Genomic DNA, 17,330 nt, shown 5'->3' on the forward strand with positions numbered 1-17,330 from the left:
ATATTGGATCAGCCTTGGAACAGGGCACACACGTCTTCAGTTGACTAAAGGCGACGTCTCGCGAGCGGGTTCGAAATATAGCGAACCGCGAAATCGGAAAGCGGTGAGCAAGGCAACAGGCAAAGACTGGACAGCGCGAGCGTGCCTATCTTCTTCTTATAGCTCCAGAACGGATTGGCGACTATCGAGCGCAAATAACCATGCGACTGCCGGCTGACCCATCCCCAGCGCTTCGCGAACGAAGCCTGATAAACAGCAGAGCAAAAATACGCTTTCTCGAGTGAGAAGTCGTGAAACGATGGCGGAAGCTCTATGCCGAGCCGCGAGCGCGCCATCTGCCGAAGGATCGACCAACGCTTGGTCAGCGCCTTGGGCGCCTTGTCGGTGCTGTACGAATTGGCGAAATCGATTCCTGTGTTTTCGGTCCGATGCACGCGGTATGCACCTAACGATTTCGGGATCGTCGCGATTGCTCCCAACAATGCGACCCCGTAGATCGCGTAGAAGTCTGCGCCGTAGCGATTACTGCTTGCTTCCGGCACGGGAAAGATTTTCTTTAATGCGCTGGTCCGGTAGGCGTTGCCTGACGCTGGCGGCGACGGATAGAGCCAACCCCGGCGCAGCAGGCTACCGCAGTCGACTGGCGCGGCGGAGTGAGGTACGTATGTACCCGAGGGCTTCCCGGCTGAATCCACAACGTCGAGACGGAACTGAACCTTGACGGAGTCGCCGGCCTCGAATGCTTGCATGACCTCGGACACCGCACCCTTGTACAGTAGATCGTCGGAATCGAGCAGGATCACGAATTCCGTGTCGATCATATTGACTGCATCGTTATATGCGGAGACCTGGCCGCCGTTCTCCTTATAGAACGCCTGGATGCGGCCGGCATAACTTTCTGCGATTTCGCGTGAGCCGTCCGTCGATCCGTCGTCGATCACCAGAACACGCGTTTCCGGGTAGTCCTGAGAAAGAGATGAGTCAATTGCGTCGGCCAGAAAGCGACCGTGGTTGTAATTGCAGATCACGATTGTGATTTTTTGCATGGCGCTTCACCACTGTCGTTACCGCTAATGGAGAGTTCGCGAAAAACATCGGCAGGAAACTACGGTGCCCCGGGCGAAGTTGCTCGTAAGGAAGGCCTTATCGACAGGTAAGCGTCTGGTATCAGGCTTCCCCACTCGTAGTCGATCCTGTCCGGCATGAATGGCAGAACGCCCGCACCCGGCGTGAAAGTAAGTTCACCAAAATAAATCTGGTTATTGGGCGAATACAGGTCAACGCGGACATAGTCGAAGTCCGCCGAGAGCTTGATCCCAGCGTCCACGATCGCGTCGAGATTGTCCGGGCGAGGCGGCGGGTTTTCACTGGGTTTGTACTCGCCAATGACTACGTCCAGATGGTTCCAGTTGACGTCGTACAGATCGCCGCGCGTATCAGCGCCGAATCTGTCCGAGATGACGAGAATGTAGATGACCAGCCGGCCTGATTTGGCACCAAAGCACTGCAGCTTATAGTCGGGGGGAACGTTGCCGCTCTCATCGAGCAGCAGTTGCTCGAAGAAGATACGCGGCTTGATGGGGCGATAGTGCTTTTCCCGACCGATCTTGTAGAAGTCGAGGGACATCCAATGGTTCGCGAGATCCCGCAATTCCTCGAATGAGGTTGCCGATTTGTTTCTGACCACTTTGACATAAGTGCTGCCGTGATTCGCCTTCATCACGAACGAGTCCGGCAACGCATCGAATACCTCTTTCGTGAAGGTCTCGGGGGCGGCAAGCAACGGTATAAGATGGCTCTCGCCAAGCTTTCTCGCAACATAGTCCCTGACCGTAAGCTTGTCGGTCAACTCCGTGAGCCACGGATCCGGCCGCAGGCTTTTCTGCAAAATTTTCTCGTTGAATGTTGTCGGACGAAGCAGGTTCGGATAACGGCCAATGTACTTGTGATGCAACAGGCTCAAGAACAATGGCGCAGGCAGCATCGACTTGGCCGCGTCTTTCAGCTTGCGCAGAGTTGGGTTGGTCGTCGTCATGGTTCCCATCCCGTCAGATAGTCTTGCCGTATGTGAGGCCAGGCCAGCCTTCCAGGTACGTCACTGCGGAGGTTAGCGCACAGAGTCCGTCGTGATTGACGGCGTCGCTAAAGGAAGGTACTTTGGCCCATTTTCGCGAAAACGGCGGCTTCTGCAGGGCTCTTTCGGGATGAAAAGGGTCTGGAGCCTTCTCAACGGCCAGAGATGGAAACTGCGTCCGCAAGATGGCTGGCGTGCGCGGCGATTCGTTCAGCAGCGAATTCAGCCCGCACCGGTCTGCCGTGAGGATATCCCTGCGCATGCGGGTACGCCCGCCGTCAGCAACGACGCGATCCAGAACCAGGTCTACCGATCGAACGAGATCGTCGCCGGTCAGTTGCTCGTAGCGCTTCACCGCAGGGCTAACGTAGTATTCGCACCTGTGCCATCGCAGTCGAGCGCTACGGTCCCTAGCAGGTCCAGAAGTGCCGCTAGGCGTTGCCGGTCCTGAGCGGTAATTCCCGGCCGGACGAGCACGCCTTCAACCTCCGATACGCAGTAATCCCGGCGGATAACCCGCGGACGGCGCACCAGGGTGTTCACCGCAGCTTCCAGCTGTCCTATTTCGTTACGCACGACACCCATTTGCCTCTCCGCAATCCCGAACTGAAATCCGACCTGCTGAGACATCTCTCTCATGCGGTCGCCTGCAAATTCCGACAACGCCCGTCCCCGCTCTACCTGGGCGTTACAACGAGCCATATGACCAGAACAACACCCGTCAGCACTGCGACCAACAGGCGCAACGTCGGCACTTTTGGGTGAGGTCTGCACTAGGGAAAACACCAGATGCGCACTCGCCCATAGGCTGCTGGCTGAGCCCTACGTCTCTCTTCATTAGAAACTGCATATACCCTTTGCATGCGGCGAGCATGCAAGGCGGCCGATCGTCTGCGGCCCGGGGACGCAGTGCGGCCAGGAACGGACGTCGAGGTACCAGCTTGGGATCGCTCCGAAGCGGACTTTCGCGAACTGTTTCGCGTAGCTTGCACGCACCGAAGAGGTCACAGGAACCTCGAGTGCGGGGAACGTGAACCCCGCGGAGTTCGGTTAGCCCCGATTTGATTCACGCGTCGCGCTGATCAGGTTCGGCGCGACGTGGGCCCTTCAAGCGCGCACGACCCAAGCAATCGCCCGGCAACGACGACGGCAATGCCGGCAGCGCGTTCGCGCTGAACATCGCCACGCGGCGCGGGCGCGCGAGGTCGCGCGCGTCGATTCACGCTTTCGGCTTAATGTTCTGGTTGACTCGCAACAGGTTATTGGGATCGTACTTCGCCTTGATCGAGGCAAGGCGCGTGTAGTTCTCGCCGTAGCTTAGTTCTACTCGGTTCTCGGCCTCGTCGGCGTCCAGGAAGTTGACGTAGGCGCCCTCCAGATTGAACGGGTGGATAGCCCCCCAGTAGGCACGGCCCCAGGCCTTAAGCGCCTCGGCGTCCTGGGGATCCGGGCTGATCGCGGCAATTACCATCGAAAAAGACGCGTCCCGCGCGCTCCACGGCGTGGCATCCTTGGCGACCCGCCGAACGGCGCCGTCTATGGGGTAAAGGTGCATGAGGCAGAAGGGGGACGGTGCCTTGAGCGCGTTGGCGATGTGCACGTCGATCGCCTCGTCAGGCAGCGCCTTGACAAAGTCGCCCTTCCAGTACCACTGCAAGCCTTTAGGGAAGAACGGGTCGAACAGACTGTTGATGGCGGTCCACGGCATCTCGCCCATCCAGTTGAACAGCGGGGCGGGCAGTTTCTCGAGCAGCGAGCCCATGAGCTTCTGACCCTCTGCGATCGGCCCGTTGAAAGCGCCGATCAGAGCACAGGCGCGTTTGTTCCAGTGCTCCTTAGGGAAGGGATCGGTTGGAGGCACGGTTTTCAGGCCGACAAATAGACCAAGCTCTTCGGGGGCGTCTGGGATGAAGTCGCGATACAGCGCCATAACTTGCCTGGCTTCCTTGGCGTCCCAGAAGATCGGACCGGCGAACACCATCTTGGCCCGGTGGGCCTGAAAGAGAAAACTTGTGACCACGCCGAAGTTACCGCCGCCACCGCGCACCGCCCAGAAGAGGTCAACGTGCTTGTCCTTGTTAGCGGTGACAAAAGAGCCGTCGGCCAGCACTACATCCACTTCGAGCAAATTGTCGACCGTGAGGCCGTGCTTGCGCGTGAGGTAGCCGGTTCCTCCGCCCAAGGTCAGACCTGCGACCCCCGTGCTGCCGACGATGCCGAGTGGTACGGCGAGGCCAAAGGCGTGGGTCGCGTGATCTAGATCCGCTGCAGTGCAGCCTGGATCGACACGCACGGTGCGGCTCGCTGGGTCAACGCGCACGCTGCGCATCTGCGACAGGTCGATGACCAGCCCACCGTCGCAACTGCCCAAACCGGGGCCGTTGTGTCCGCCTCCGCGGATTGCGAGAAGCAGTTTGTTATCTCGCGCGTAGTTGACCGCCGCTATGACATCGGCGGCGTCGGTGCAGCGAGCGATCACCTTGGGCCGCTTATCGATCATGCCGTTGTACAGCGCTCGCGCCTCGTCGTAGTCCTTGTCTGACGGACCGATCAGCCTCCCGCGAAATTCCTGAATCGCAAACTCGTCCATGACGCTGCCTCTTTAAAGAGTTAATCCATCGCGCGCCCGCGCGACGACGCGCTGCCGTACCAAGAAGCCTCGCGCCGAACTGTCGACAAGAACGACATCGGGCGCGTGGGATCAATCGGCATCTACGCACCTATCCGGTAGCCGGTCGCGAGCTTAGCCTCGCACCTCACTTGATGAAAAGCATAGTGCTCCGACGCAATTGCCGGAAGGAACTTCCGATTGACGACACTGACAGCAAGACGAGCGAGCAACCAGTCGAATGAAACCCGACCAATCGGCGGCCGCTCTTTAGTCCAGGAGAAAAAAGGGGCGCGTCCAACCGGAGACTTGACCGGCCAGACGGCATTGAAGCGTCCGACGCAGCTTCAAATGGCCATTTGAATGGCCGCTACCGGGAATTCCGAAGGTCTCTTTCGGGTCGACATGCGCCCGATGCGTCCGGCAGCATGCGGCCGAGGGTGCGTCAAAACTCAAATTCACTAGGTTTTAGTGGGTCGCTTTGCCCCTCCCGAGGTGCCGCGAGGCCGGTATAGGTCGTTTTGACAAGCCGTTTTTTGCGGTGCGCCGAAGCGACGTGCGTTTTGACACAGTCTGGGCCATCTCCAGCAGTTCGCCTGCACGCCCAGACGGACGCTCATGCGTCAGCTTCATCCAGACAGCGGATCTTCGCCCGCCGATTACAGGCGTCGTGTCATCGGCCATAACAGCCGCTCGTGGCAGCAAGACGATGTCGGCGAATGATGTTGCCGTTCGACGCGTTGACGGGCCGCTTTATGGGTCGGCGGTCGGTCTCGACCTTCACAGTCGGCGAGGAGCAGACAACCCAATGCATTCTTGCGCAGCGCGAACGCGCTCCTTGAAGCCCCCAAGCTTCAAGGAGCGCTACCGGCGAGGATCGTGCCGCAACCTCCACGCCGGCAGCGGTTCATACGTCCTCAATGCGTAGTGATGACATGAATCCCGCCATTCGGGAAAGCCGCGACCCCTGGCTGGAAGGGCACGTACACCTGACCCGAGGCGCCATCCACCGCGACCGAATGTACACCGTTGCCGACCGCCAGCTTGTCGATGAGTGTGCGCGTCGACGCGTCGACTGTGCCGAGTATCGGCGTGAAGCCGGAGGCGGCCGCGATGCCGGTCGCGGTCTCATGACGAGCCGGGAGAAAATAGCGGTTCGACACTGCGTCGTACGCGACCTGATCGACTCCGCCGAATGGAATGCTCGCAAGCGTGGCGCCCGTCGTCCGATCGAGGATCAACGTGATAAGCGGCTTCCCGGCGGCCGGATCGCAGCCCACCAGCATGTCGTTGTTCGGACCGAGTTCGAGTCCTGTTGGCCCGCATGCGCCAAGCGGGAATACTTTGCTCACCGCGGGTGCGCCTGCGACCACCGTATTCGCGGCAATCACGTTCACCTCACCTGCCGGATTGGTAGGCGTGCCGTCGTTGTTGACGATGAAGCTCTTCGACTTCGAGTCGTACACGCATGCCTCGAGGCCGGACGACGTCGTGAACCTATACGTCGCGACGATCGAGTTTGTCTTCGTCGAAATGAAAGTCGCAATCGGGGGCGTCTCCCCCGGACTCGAAAACATCACCAGGTTGTCGTCCGGGTCGTAGCAGCCTTCGTCGACGCGGTGCGGGGCCGTGTTGAGTGGTGGGACTGCGATGGTGCTGACGACTTTCTGCTGGGCGACGTCTATGACCTTGATCGAGTTGACATCGCCGGCATAGAGGATGTTTGTGCCGGGGATGCCGACGAGTCCATCAGGGCCGGCCACATCGGTGTTCGCATTAAAGCCGGTGAAGGCGGTGGGGCCACTGCCCTTGATCTGCGCGATGAGCGTGTTGCTCTTCGTGTCGACCACGTCGACCGCCGCGTTGTTGCGGTCGGCAAGATAGTATTTGCCACTATCGGCGTAGCTGATGTCGAAACTGAACGGCGGGGTGGCTGAATTGGGTACCGAGATGGCAGTCTTGATGGTCGGCGAAGTGGAGGTGACTTCCGAGCCTCCCCCGCACGCGGTGAGCAGAACGGACGCGCCAAGCGCTAACGCGAACCCAAGCTGTCTTTTCATTGTTGTCTCCGGAATAGGTCCGCATGTTCGGTCAGGAACGGGGACCATTTTTGGTTGCAAGGTTGCGAGACCACGCCATGAGTGGACGAAGCCTCCGCATGCACAATAGGACGAGCAACGCGTAAAGTCGAAGACGTAATTTTGCTGCGCGCAACAAAGCATGCCGTCTGGCGTATCAGGCGGACTATTTCATTGCAAATTCAACCAGTTATGCGATTCCTTCGAGTTAGTAGACTCAGAAGTTACTTTTTATTTGCAATGAGCTAACGTCAAGAGTGGTGTATGGGCAACTTGAAGGCAGGCGCTTTCAGGCGGCGAGTTTCTGCTGAACCCGTTGATCGTCTTTCACCTGTTCGCCGTCCTTGAAGGCAATGCCCTCCAGCAGCAGCTTGATCTGTGCAGGGCCGTTGATACGGCGCCAGGTTTTCTCGGCTTCCTCGATCAGCTTGAATGCCAGACCCAGGAAGGTCGCTCGCGACACGCAGTTGCGCGTACGCGTGGTGCGGTGGCGCACGGTCGCGAACGTCGACTCGATCGCATTTGTCGTGCGCAGATGCTGCCAGTGTTCCGCCGGGTAATCGTAAAAGGCCAACAGGCTTTCCCGGTCCTTCTTCAACGTTTCGGTGGCTTTCGGATACTTCGCCGCGTAGACCGTCACGAAACGATCGAAGGCGGCGTATGCGTCAGCGCGCGTCGCGGCCATCCAGATCGCCTGCAGGTCTGCTTTGGCTTTGCCTTGCTGCGACTTCGGCAGCGCATTGAGCACGTTGCCCATCTTATGGAACCAGCAGCGCTGGCCTCGCGTCGCAGGAAACACTTCTTCCAGCGCGGCCCAGAAGCCCATCGCGCCGTCGCCGATCGCCAGCAGCGGACCAGCCTGCAGGCCTCTCGATTTCAGGTCGAGCAGCAGTTCCTGCCAGGACGCCTTTGACTCCCGGTACCCATCGCCGATCGCCACGCGCTCCTTGCGCCCATCCGGCCTCACGCCGATGATCACCAGCAGGCACTGGCCGTCCGAATTCTCGCTTCGCAGCCCCGTGTGGATCCCGTCGACCCACCAATACACGTAGTGCGATTTCGACAGATCACGTTGGCTCCAGCTGGCATGTTCGTCGGCCCACTGCGCCTTCAGGCGGCTCACCACATTGGCCGACAGAGACCCTTGGCATCTTCGCCTAGCAGGACGCTCAGAGCCTCGCTCATGTCGCCTGTCGAGATGCCTTTCAGATACAGCCACGGCAGCGCAGCACTCACGCGTGGCGACTTCCTCACATACGGCGGCACAATCGACGAATTGAACTTCACACCAGATCCTGATCGATCGCGAACCTTCGGGACCTTCACGGCAATTGGCCCAGCCGCCGTCAACACTTCGCGCTCAGGCAGATAGCCGTTGCGCACCACGGCGCGCTGGCCGTGCAAGTCTTGACGTTCTCGAACCGCTCCAGCAGCGCCGCGAGCTCGGCTTCGATCGCCTGCTGGATCACCTGCCGGGCTCCGTGCCGCACCAGTTCGTCCAGACCCAGACCGGCTCCCGATAGACCAACGACTTCTTTTTCCGTAAACTTGTTCATGGTGGATGGTTTGTTGTTTGCTGGTTTCCGACTTCGACAATCAGATTCTCAGCTGAAACCTCCACCGCCTACAATCTCCCGCCTCAACTCCCCCGTACACCACTTCCGACTTTAGCTCTTCTGCAATCCGGCATTTCTGCTGCCTGTCCTTGAGCGGACGGCTCGCCTCGGAAGGCGAATGTTTATACAGGGTCGACTTCTGCCGGACACAGAACGTCGACGGCGGCTACCTCGACTGTCTCGGCGTCGGACCGGGTTCGGCCAACAACGGACCTTCGCCCACGCTTGTGCACGGACGTTCGAGCGTCGGCTTCGACCCAGGCAACGGACGTTAGCGTGCCAATTGCGTCGGTTGTGTCGTCAGCCGAAGCCGACATTGGGGGCCGAGCGGTGCGACATTATGGAGTGTCCGCTATCAAGATACGGAATGCGCTCGACTGTTCAGCGTGAAGCCTGCGGAGAAACTCAATCTTTGCCTTCCGGTGCTGCCAGCCCACGAAGGTTCCACAGGGGAACAAGGACTGTCTTGTCTTCGCTATTTTCCGTTGAATGATGAGCATCAACGGAAGGCGACAACAATAGGGCCGCCTTTTGGGCGGCCCTATTGTCTACCTGCAGAGCGCACGATACGGTTTGAACGCCTCTCGCAACTCAGGAGACAGCCCGTCAGGTCGACGAGTTGCCTTCAACGGTCGTCGCCATCGCGACCCGCAGACGCCGGCCGCGGCGGGCTTACGGTAATGGCGGCGCCAGTCAGTACCCAAGCCCGCTGGCTGGGCGCAAACCGCGGCGCCAGGGAGCCGTCATTGATTTCGCGCGTCACGGCAAAGCGACGGAACGAAGTCGCCGGCAAGAACAGACGGGAATTGTCCGGGAACCCATCGCTGGCCGTATCCACGTCTCCCTCGCGTGCCGAAATGACGCCGTCGCCATTGGTATCGACCCGTTTGACTTCGGCCACATAGGCGTCGTACAACCGCTGCGGGAATGGCGTGCCCTGCTCGAACGATGCCACTCGCACGTAGGTGTCCAGGTAGATTTCGTGGGCCAGTCCGCTCGGGATGAAGCGCTGGCGGTATTCCCGCTGGTTATCGACTGTGGCATCGAATCGGTCGGGGTCGCGCGGACCTGCACCACCCAGCGGGGCCGCATTGTTCGGATCGTCACCATAGTCGATCGGACTGTTCTTTACGCCTGCCGGTCCAGAGCCGGGAATCAGTGACGAGAGCGCGCCAACTTTGCCGGCTTCAAAGGTACCGGGGATACCGCCGGTAAAAGGCAACTCGTAGAGTGGATGGATCCAGTTGGTCGTGTAGTTGAATTCCCAGTAGCCGTGACAATCAGACTGCTGCATGCAGTTGAGCGCCCCCATGCTCAGCTGGATCGGCACGATATTGGTCTGGCGGTCGGGGAAGTGGTCTGAAGCTTCGGGCAAATGCGGTGCCTTGCCATCCATTGTGAATAGCTGGCCCGGCACGTTGTGGTGCGTGCCCATCGCCCGCAAGGCGGCCGCGTCCGCGACTGTCATTGTGCCGAACTGGGCGTGCCCGTCGGGACGGGGTGGTGCGACATTCGGCACTTGCAAATCGTGGATCATCCAGCCCTCGTACCAGCCGCTTTCGTTGTTAATCACAAACAGATATGACAGGTCGGTAAATACATCGATGAAGGCGCGAACGTTATTGGGATCAGTGGGCAACCCCGGCTTCGGCTCGACCACCAGGCGTACCGCACCGATGGTTGGCAAGCCGCAGTTGGCGCCAGTTGCCGTCAGCATCGCCTTGTCGTTGATGCCCGGGAATCGTGTCGTGAACGGATTGGGTTCGAATCCTACTGTGGACAGCAGGTAATACTGGAACAGCTGGCTCGGTTTGTCGGCCTCGGCATAGGCCTGAATCGGCAAATAGGTATGGGGCCGCTCGGCTATCCTTTGGAGGAGATCCTGCAGCGGATCTGGCAGGTGCGCGATGTCGCCGCGCTGGCGCACCAGCGCGGCGTCAGCGGCAGCGTTCGGATTCGGATGGCAAGGTGGCGGCGGCTGTTCTGCGCATGCCTGGCCTGCGGCCAACGCGCCGATGAAGGCGGCAGCGGACAGACTGGCAGCTCGAGAAGCCAGTGGTCTGAAGCTGCGGGGCTTGAATAGCGATTTCATGATTGCTCCTGAGGTTGACCCGCTTCGACGGACAGATCTGCGGTTAGGTATTGATGTGTGGCTTAACCTCCTTTGAAAGTTGAGTCGCGGGTTGTCCATGGCCGGGCAGCGGGTCGCCTGTCTCGACCATGACGCTGCCTCGCGGTGGGCAACCCGCGAGGCGATGTGACTGGGTGAAATCGGCAAATCGGATGCCGCGAGAGAAGTGTCGAGTAAACGGGTTGGAGGAAGAGATATTCCGGGCGCAGCTAAGGAATGCAGCGGCAGTCATGCCTGTCGGATCCATTGCGCGCGTACTAGCCGCAACATCCGGCTGTATTCGCGCACTACCTTAAGGCAGGCTGAAGAAGTCGCCGTTCGTCGTTGCCGCAGCAGCAAAGTTGCGTCAAGTTGCAGGCGTAACGGCATCGCCGTCGTTTGATCGCGCCACGCCGCCCTCGGAAGGCCGATGGCGTCCAATAGCGCATTTGCGCGCGCGGTGAAATCCGGACTTGCTTGTCCCGCGATTCATTTTCGTCGCACCGCCAGAGCGGACGCTCGACATGGGTTGTTACGGCCGTGCAACCAACGACAGCGATGGCCGTTCATGTCGCTCAGCGCGGGATGTCGGATGATCGCTGTTCCGGAGTAAGCTGCCGTTGAGGTGACGGAGCTTCGAACGACGGCAGTGCGTCGAAAGTACGCGTTCGCCGAACGGAGCACGAGATTCAGAGCGGATGGTTGGCGAATGCCCGGTTAGCGTGCTTCAGCCGACTCCCGCACGCCCACACATCAATGACCGCAAAGGCCGACAGAACAAACCTCAAGACACAAGACAGGATGACTTGCCGGCTGGCTCCGAGGGATGAATGACCGCCGCATCCTCAAAAGCTGCACATGATGTGGTGCTTGGCCCGGTGTCCGGAGTGGGCGAATCCGCCCAGTCGCGATATGGGGCAACTAGCAATGTGCTGTTCGATGCGCCGCGTGATGCGTGATCTACACATCCTTTGAAAACTGATCGTTGCAGGCAGATCGAATGGCAGCGCGTTGGTCCACTCTGACAACCCTGCGGACGTTTCATGGAAACGTGAAGTCTGGCAGACTCTTCTGGCTACTAGCGGATAGGGGTTTTCCCTGATGGGGCAATCGGGCATCTAATTGTGATGCACAGATTCCATGAGTGGCCGTCCGCGCCGGAGCCGACAACAGCCGATGGATCTCCGAGAAAATAGTTTAAGTATTTGTTTTTAATGTAAATTATCCGGCGACCTCGAATTTTTGTTGCGTTGCAAGATTCAGACTTAAGCGAACAAAGTTCAAACTCAAGCGAATCTCGAGACCAGCACTGCCGCTACTCCTCACTTCTTGAATTTGTCACTACCCGTCCATATAATTAGCACTCGCTGCACGAGAGTGCTAACAACATCTCCGGTTGGCTCAGCCAGCCGGGTTTTCTCAGCGTTCTTCAGTCTCAATCAGAGAGGAGTATGTATGAACCTTCGTCCTTTGCATGATCGCGTGATCGTCAAGCGCCTGGATCAGGAAACCAAGACTGCGTCGGGCATCGTGATTCCCGAAGCCGCAGCGGAAAAGCCGGATCAGGGCGAAATCCTCGCAGTCGGCCCGGGCAAGCGCGACGACAAGGGCGCAGCCATTGCGCTCGACGTAAAAGTCGGCGACCGCGTCCTGTTCGGCAAATACGCAGGCCAGACCGTCAAGGTCGACGGCAACGAATTGCTGGTAATGCGCGAAGAAGACATCATGGCCGTGGTGCAGAAGTAAGCGCAAGGTCGCTACTTCCCCGGTTACATCCAAAGTATTCAAGGAGTTAGAAGATGGCAGCTAAAGACGTCGTATTCGGAGATTCCGCCCGTGCCAAGATGGTCGAAGGCGTGAACATTCTCGCCAACGCCGTGAAGGTCACGCTGGGTCCGAAGGGCCGCAACGTGGTCCTCGAGCGCAGCTTCGGCGGCCCGACGGTCACCAAGGACGGTGTGTCGGTCGCAAAAGAGATCGAACTGAAAGACAAGCTCCAGAACATGGGCGCGCAAATGGTCAAGGAAGTCGCTTCCAAGACCAGCGACAACGCAGGCGACGGCACGACGACCGCTACGGTTCTCGCGCAATCGATCGTCCGCGAAGGCATGAAGTACGTCGCATCGGGCATGAACCCGATGGACCTGAAGCGCGGTATCGACAAGGCCGTTACAGCCGCAATCGAAGAACTGCGCAAGATCAGCAAGCCGTGCACGACCAACAAGGAAATCGCCCAGGTTGGCGCGATCTCGGCGAACAGCGATTCGTCGATCGGCGAGCGCATCGCTGAAGCAATGGACAAGGTCGGCAAGGAAGGCGTGATCACCGTCGAAGACGGCAAGTCGCTGCAAGACGAGCTGGACGTCGTCGAAGGTATGCAATTCGACCGCGGCTACCTGTCGCCGTATTTCATCAACAACCCGGACAAGCAAGTCGCCGTGCTCGAGAACCCGTTCGTGCTGCTGCACGACAAGAAGGTGTCGAACATCCGTGATCTGCTGCCGGTGCTCGAGCAAGTCGCGAAGGCTGGCCGTCCGCTGCTGATCATCGCTGAAGACGTCGAAGGCGAAGCGCTCGCAACGCTGGTCGTCAACAACATCCGCGGCATCCTGAAGACCGTTGCCGTCAAGGCTCCGGGCTTCGGCGATCGTCGTAAAGCGATGCTGGAAGACATCGCGATCCTGACCGGCGGTCAGGTCATCGCTGAAGAAACCGGCCTCACGCTCGAGAAGGCAACGCTGGCTGAACTGGGCCAGGCGAAGCGCATCGAAGTGGGCAAGGAAAACACCACGATCATCGACGGCGCTGGCGAAGCTGCAAACATCGAAGCACGTGTGAAGCAGGTTCGCACGCAAATCGAAGAAGCGACCTCGGACTACGACCGTGAAAAGCTGCAAGAGCGCGTTGCCAAGCTGGCAGGCGGCGTTGCAGTGATCAAGGTCGGTGCTGCGACCGAAGTCGAAATGAAGGAAAAGAAGGCACGTGTCGAAGACGCACTGCACGCAACGCGCGCGGCTGTGGAAGAAGGCATCGTGGCCGGTGGCGGCGTCGCGCTGATCCGTGCACGTAAGGCAATCGATGGCCTGAAGGGCGCTAACGCCGATCAGGACGCAGGTATCAAGATCGTTCTGCGCGCAATGGAAGAGCCGCTGCGCCAGATCGTCACCAACGGTGGCGAAGAAGCGAGCGTCGTCGTGGCAGCGGTTGCGGCTGGCAACGGCAACTACGGCTACAACGCAGCGACCGGCGAGTACGTCGACCTGGTTGACGCAGGTGTCGTGGACCCGACGAAGGTGACGCGCACGGCGCTGCAAAACGCAGCTTCGGTTGCCGGTCTGCTGCTGACGACCGACGCAGCTGTCTGCGAACTGCCGAAGGAAGATGCTCCGATGCCTGGTGGCATGCCCGGCGGCATGGGCGGCATGGGCATGGACATGTAATTCCGCTCGGGCCTCGTGGTCCGGCCGCGTGGTTGACCACAGCGGCCGGGTCACGGACGAGGCCCGGCTGGAAGTCCATGTGGGGAGTGCGCCGCGAGGCGTGCTTCCCAAATGAACAAACCCGCTTATGCGGGTTTTTTCGTTTGGGGTCGGCGTTGACGTGGGGACCGGGGGGCGCTTGTGGATGCCCGCCGTGCGGATCAGGCGCCTGCCGTGTGAGCGGAACGATCAGTCGACGTTCCGAGGCACTTTTCGCGCAGGTAGTCGAAGATCTGCGCGACGCTTTCCTCGCGGGGGAGCGTTCCCGTATCGACGTACAGGTCGGGATCGATCGGCGCTTCATAGGGCGCTGATACGCCGGTGAACGAGCTGATTTCGCCAGACCTCGCTTTCGCGTAAAGACCTTTGGGATCGCGGTTCGCGCAGATGGCGAGCGGGGCGCACACGTAGGTCTCGACGAACTTGTCGGGTCCGATGATCTCGCGCGCCATCGCCCGGTCTTCGCGTATCGGCGAAATCAGCGCGGTAATCACGATCAGGCCCGCGTCGTTCATCAACTGGGCGACGTGCGCGACGCGGCGGATGTTTTCGCGCCGGTCGTGGCGCGCGAAGCCGAGGTCGCTTGCCAGACCGTGGCGGATATTGTCGCCGTCGAGCACATAGCAGGCATGACCGAGCGCGATCAGCTGCTCCTCGAGCGCGAACGCGAGCGTCGATTTGCCGGCGCCGGACAGGCCGGTCAGCCAGATCGTGGCCGGCGTCTGATCGAATAGGCGTATGCGGTCTTGCACCCCAATGTTGCCGTGGAAGCGTTGCACGAAGCTCGGCGGCTCTTTCATGGATAAGTTCTCCCGACTCTTCTGGCTCACTCGCAGTGCCAGCCTTGCCGCCACGTGCCGGCGTTGTGCAGGCGTTCGGTGGAATTGGCGATCGTAACGCAAAAGCCTTCCGGGATGCCGTCCGGCAGTGGAATCGAAAATCCGCTGTTCGAGCTGGGATAGCCGGCGCTCGCTACATCGGGCCGCGGCTCGCCGCTGTAGCCGGTCGCGACGATCTGCGCGCCGACCCGCACTTCGAGCGGCACCTGTCGCTCGGGCCGGCTCAGATTGACCGCCCAGCCCGACACCCCGGCGTCGCTCACCGTGTCGACGAAGCCCTCGAAGAGGTCGATCGGCGCGCGCTGGCAGCTTTGCGCGAACTCCAGATAGGCGTCGATCGGCGCGAGATCGAAGCGGCGGATCACCTGATGCACGCGCGACAGGAACGAGCCGTCGAAGCCAAAAACCGGCGAGCTATAGACGTGAGGATTCTCGAGCTGATTGATTTCGGACTGAATCAGCCGGACCAATTCGAGCGCATTCGAAAAGACGCTGCCTGTATCTTTCGCATAAGCTTCGACGATCCGATTCGCGTCGTCGAACAGCTCGTAATCAAAGCGATTGTCCGCGATAAACTTTTTTCTTGCTGCCTCGCTGATGTGAGCCTTGCCTTTCGACGCGCCATTGGTGCGATTCGTTTCGAAATAAAACGGTAGTTTCATCCCGGTCGAACCGCAAAGCCGCAGTAAGAATTCACTCATCTCCTCACAGGCGCCGACGGTCTCGATCTGCTCACGCAAATGGATTTGCGCGACAGCGAGGCTCGCTTCGTCGACCACCGGTTCGCCGCTCAGCATCTGCACGAAAAGGTTCTTGCCGGCGAGCGATTCGCTGACCCACTCATCCAGCGACAGCGCGCCTTGCTGCGCCAGAGCCTCGGGCGTCGACACGCTGACGCCGCGCGTGACCTCGCCGTTCTTGCCGTTCGCCGCATACCAGTAGTGCGAGACTTGCCGTGCGAGCGGATCGCGCAGGATCGTGCAGTAAGTGAGCGGATGTTTGATCGCCCGATGAATGCCATACGGTTGATGCCCGCCGCCGACCTGCGTTTCGAGCAGCTTTGCGCGGCAGTTTCCCCACCCATCCTGATCCCAGATAAAGCTAATGAATTGGTCACTACCTTTATTCAAATCAAAACACGAAATTACGGTCGAGCCGCCGCATTTCGGTGGATGGATGAAAAAGCTAGGGAAAGACATGTGGTGACATATGACAGTTCGCGATCTGTAAAGTCTAGCCAAAGGGTGTCGCGGAGGTTGTAACGTTTAATTACGCGGCAAAACGTCTGTTGCCGCGGCGCCAGCATCATTTCATGCTGTCATGCGAAATGGATTGGCCAGAGCGTCCACAATAGGCGCGGGGCGCGGCAGTAGCGATAGCGGGCATCGAATTGCGCTATTCATTTGGAATAAATCGAATGAAAATTCGCCGTAACCACGAAAGAGGCATGTAATAAAAAACCCGCCAAAAAGCGGGTTTTCAATCAATACAAACGAATGACGGGGTCAGTGCCGTGCTTCTCCGGGCGCCGCACCCTTGCCTTGCGCTGGCGGGGTTTCATCGTCGTCGCTGCTGCGCGCCCAGAAGAAGCGATCGGGCATGTATGCCCCCATGCCGGGCCGGAACGCATTGCGCACCGCCTGATACAGATACTCCTGGCTTTCGCGCACCGCTTCCGCCGGCTCCTGGCCGTTAGCGAGCAGCGCGGCGATCGCCGCGCCGAGCGTATCGGTCAGTCCGGTCAGCCGATGAGGCGCGCGGTCCCACATGTCCTGACGCAACTGGCCGTCCTCGCTGAACAGCGTATTGACGAGCCGATGCGTGCCGGTTTCGGTCGACAGAATGTACTCGCAGCCCTGCGACAGCAGATGCGAGATCGCCGCGTCGAGGCTCGGCGCCTCGGCGTCGCCGTCGGGCTGCGCGAGCGCGAGCAGCGTGGACGAGTCGGCGACCAGCAGCGTGGTTTGCGGCGCGAGCAGATCGGCGATCGCTTCGCGCAGTTCGTCGGCGGCGAGCACGTGTTCGTCGTCGAGCGTGAAGTCGGGGACGAGGATCAGCGGGATGTCGTCGTAATCGGCGACCACTTCGGCGATCGCGCTGACCACTTCGGCGCGCGTGCACGCGCCAACCTTGAACGCGGCGATCGGCATGTCCTCGAGCAGCATGCGCGCCTGCGTCGCGACGACGTCCGGGTCGAGCCCGGTGACTTCGTCGCAGTTCGCCGAATCGCGCACGGTATAGCCCGTAAGCACCGAAACGCCGTGGCAGCCCATGCTGGCAAGTGTCAACAGGTCCGCCTGCAGGCCTGAGCCGCCGGTGGGATCGGAGAGGCCGAAGGTGAGGACGATCGGAGGCGTGTCGCTGGGCATGAAAATGGATAAAGAAAGCAGGATTTCGGCGCGCAATGCGCAATTGGCTCAATTATGCGGCCTAAACCGTGGAGAGGGCGTTTTTTCGCGCGGCGGGGATCGCGAGAGGCTGGCTCGCGGCCCGCTGACGCGGGGCGGACGGGGATTGCTTCGAGGT

The 17,330-nt window shown here is 59.9% G+C and carries 12 protein-coding genes and 1 pseudogene; 3 read left to right on the forward strand and 10 right to left on the reverse strand.

Annotation, left to right across the window (positions count from 1 at the left end):
• Positions 1–44 precede the first annotated feature (44 nt).
• The 7 genes and pseudogenes from OKW43_RS16915 to OKW43_RS16945 form a co-directional block, all read right to left on the reverse strand.
• Entirely contained in the window at positions 45–1,046 is a 1,002-nt protein-coding gene (locus OKW43_RS16915) for a glycosyltransferase family 2 protein (RefSeq protein ID WP_429448595.1), read from the reverse strand.
• A 59-nt stretch (positions 1,047–1,105) separates the two neighbouring features.
• Positions 1,106–2,044, reverse strand: a complete 939-nt coding sequence (locus OKW43_RS16920; protein WP_187638488.1) for an ATP-grasp fold amidoligase family protein — start codon at positions 2,042–2,044, stop codon at positions 1,106–1,108.
• A 4-nt stretch (positions 2,045–2,048) separates the two neighbouring features.
• Positions 2,049–2,429 (reverse strand): hypothetical protein, encoded by a 381-nt coding sequence (locus OKW43_RS16925; RefSeq protein WP_187638489.1) that lies wholly within the window; start codon positions 2,427–2,429, stop codon positions 2,049–2,051.
• A gap of 864 nt (positions 2,430–3,293) precedes the next feature.
• Entirely contained in the window at positions 3,294–4,664 is a 1,371-nt protein-coding gene (locus OKW43_RS16930) for an FAD-binding oxidoreductase (RefSeq protein ID WP_429448598.1), read from the reverse strand.
• Positions 4,665–5,599: 935 nt separating this feature from the next.
• Entirely contained in the window at positions 5,600–6,742 is a 1,143-nt protein-coding gene (locus OKW43_RS16935; RefSeq protein WP_429443877.1) for a hypothetical protein, read from the reverse strand.
• 307 nt (positions 6,743–7,049) lie between these two features.
• A pseudogene (locus OKW43_RS16940) lies at positions 7,050–8,316 on the reverse strand (IS256 family transposase).
• Positions 8,317–9,001: 685 nt separating this feature from the next.
• Complete coding sequence (locus OKW43_RS16945) at positions 9,002–10,468, reverse strand: hypothetical protein (protein WP_187637322.1); 1,467 nt, start codon at positions 10,466–10,468, stop codon at positions 9,002–9,004.
• Positions 10,469–11,316: 848 nt separating this feature from the next.
• Here OKW43_RS16945 and OKW43_RS16950 point away from each other — a divergent pair.
• The 3 genes from OKW43_RS16950 to groL all read left to right on the forward strand — a co-directional run bounded on the left by OKW43_RS16950 (position 11,317) and on the right by groL (position 13,926).
• Entirely contained in the window at positions 11,317–11,445 is a 129-nt protein-coding gene (locus tag OKW43_RS16950; RefSeq protein WP_281394051.1) for a hypothetical protein, read from the forward strand.
• 496 nt (positions 11,446–11,941) lie between these two features.
• Entirely contained in the window at positions 11,942–12,232 is a 291-nt protein-coding gene (groES, locus tag OKW43_RS16955) for a co-chaperone GroES (protein ID WP_008923887.1), read from the forward strand.
• A 53-nt stretch (positions 12,233–12,285) separates the two neighbouring features.
• Positions 12,286–13,926: a chaperonin GroEL gene (gene groL, locus OKW43_RS16960; protein ID WP_187637323.1), complete on the forward strand. Its 1,641-nt coding sequence runs from the start codon at positions 12,286–12,288 to the stop codon at positions 13,924–13,926.
• A gap of 200 nt (positions 13,927–14,126) precedes the next feature.
• Here the strand turns inward: groL and cysC are convergent, their stop codons facing one another.
• The 3 genes from cysC to OKW43_RS16975 form a co-directional block, all read right to left on the reverse strand.
• Positions 14,127–14,765, reverse strand: a complete 639-nt coding sequence (cysC, locus tag OKW43_RS16965; protein ID WP_187637324.1) for an adenylyl-sulfate kinase — start codon at positions 14,763–14,765, stop codon at positions 14,127–14,129.
• Positions 14,766–14,791: 26 nt separating this feature from the next.
• On the reverse strand, positions 14,792–16,003 hold the full coding sequence (locus OKW43_RS16970) for a chondroitin 4-O-sulfotransferase (RefSeq protein ID WP_187637325.1): 1,212 nt from the start codon (positions 16,001–16,003) through the stop codon (positions 14,792–14,794).
• A 306-nt stretch (positions 16,004–16,309) separates the two neighbouring features.
• Positions 16,310–17,173, reverse strand: coding sequence for a hydroxymethylpyrimidine/phosphomethylpyrimidine kinase (locus tag OKW43_RS16975; protein ID WP_187637326.1), 864 nt, complete (start codon positions 17,171–17,173; stop codon positions 16,310–16,312).
• Positions 17,174–17,330 lie beyond the last annotated feature (157 nt).

It is taken from the genome of Paraburkholderia sp. WC7.3g, from assembly GCF_050436345.1.
Classification (GTDB): domain Bacteria; phylum Pseudomonadota; class Gammaproteobacteria; order Burkholderiales; family Burkholderiaceae; genus Paraburkholderia; species Paraburkholderia podalyriae.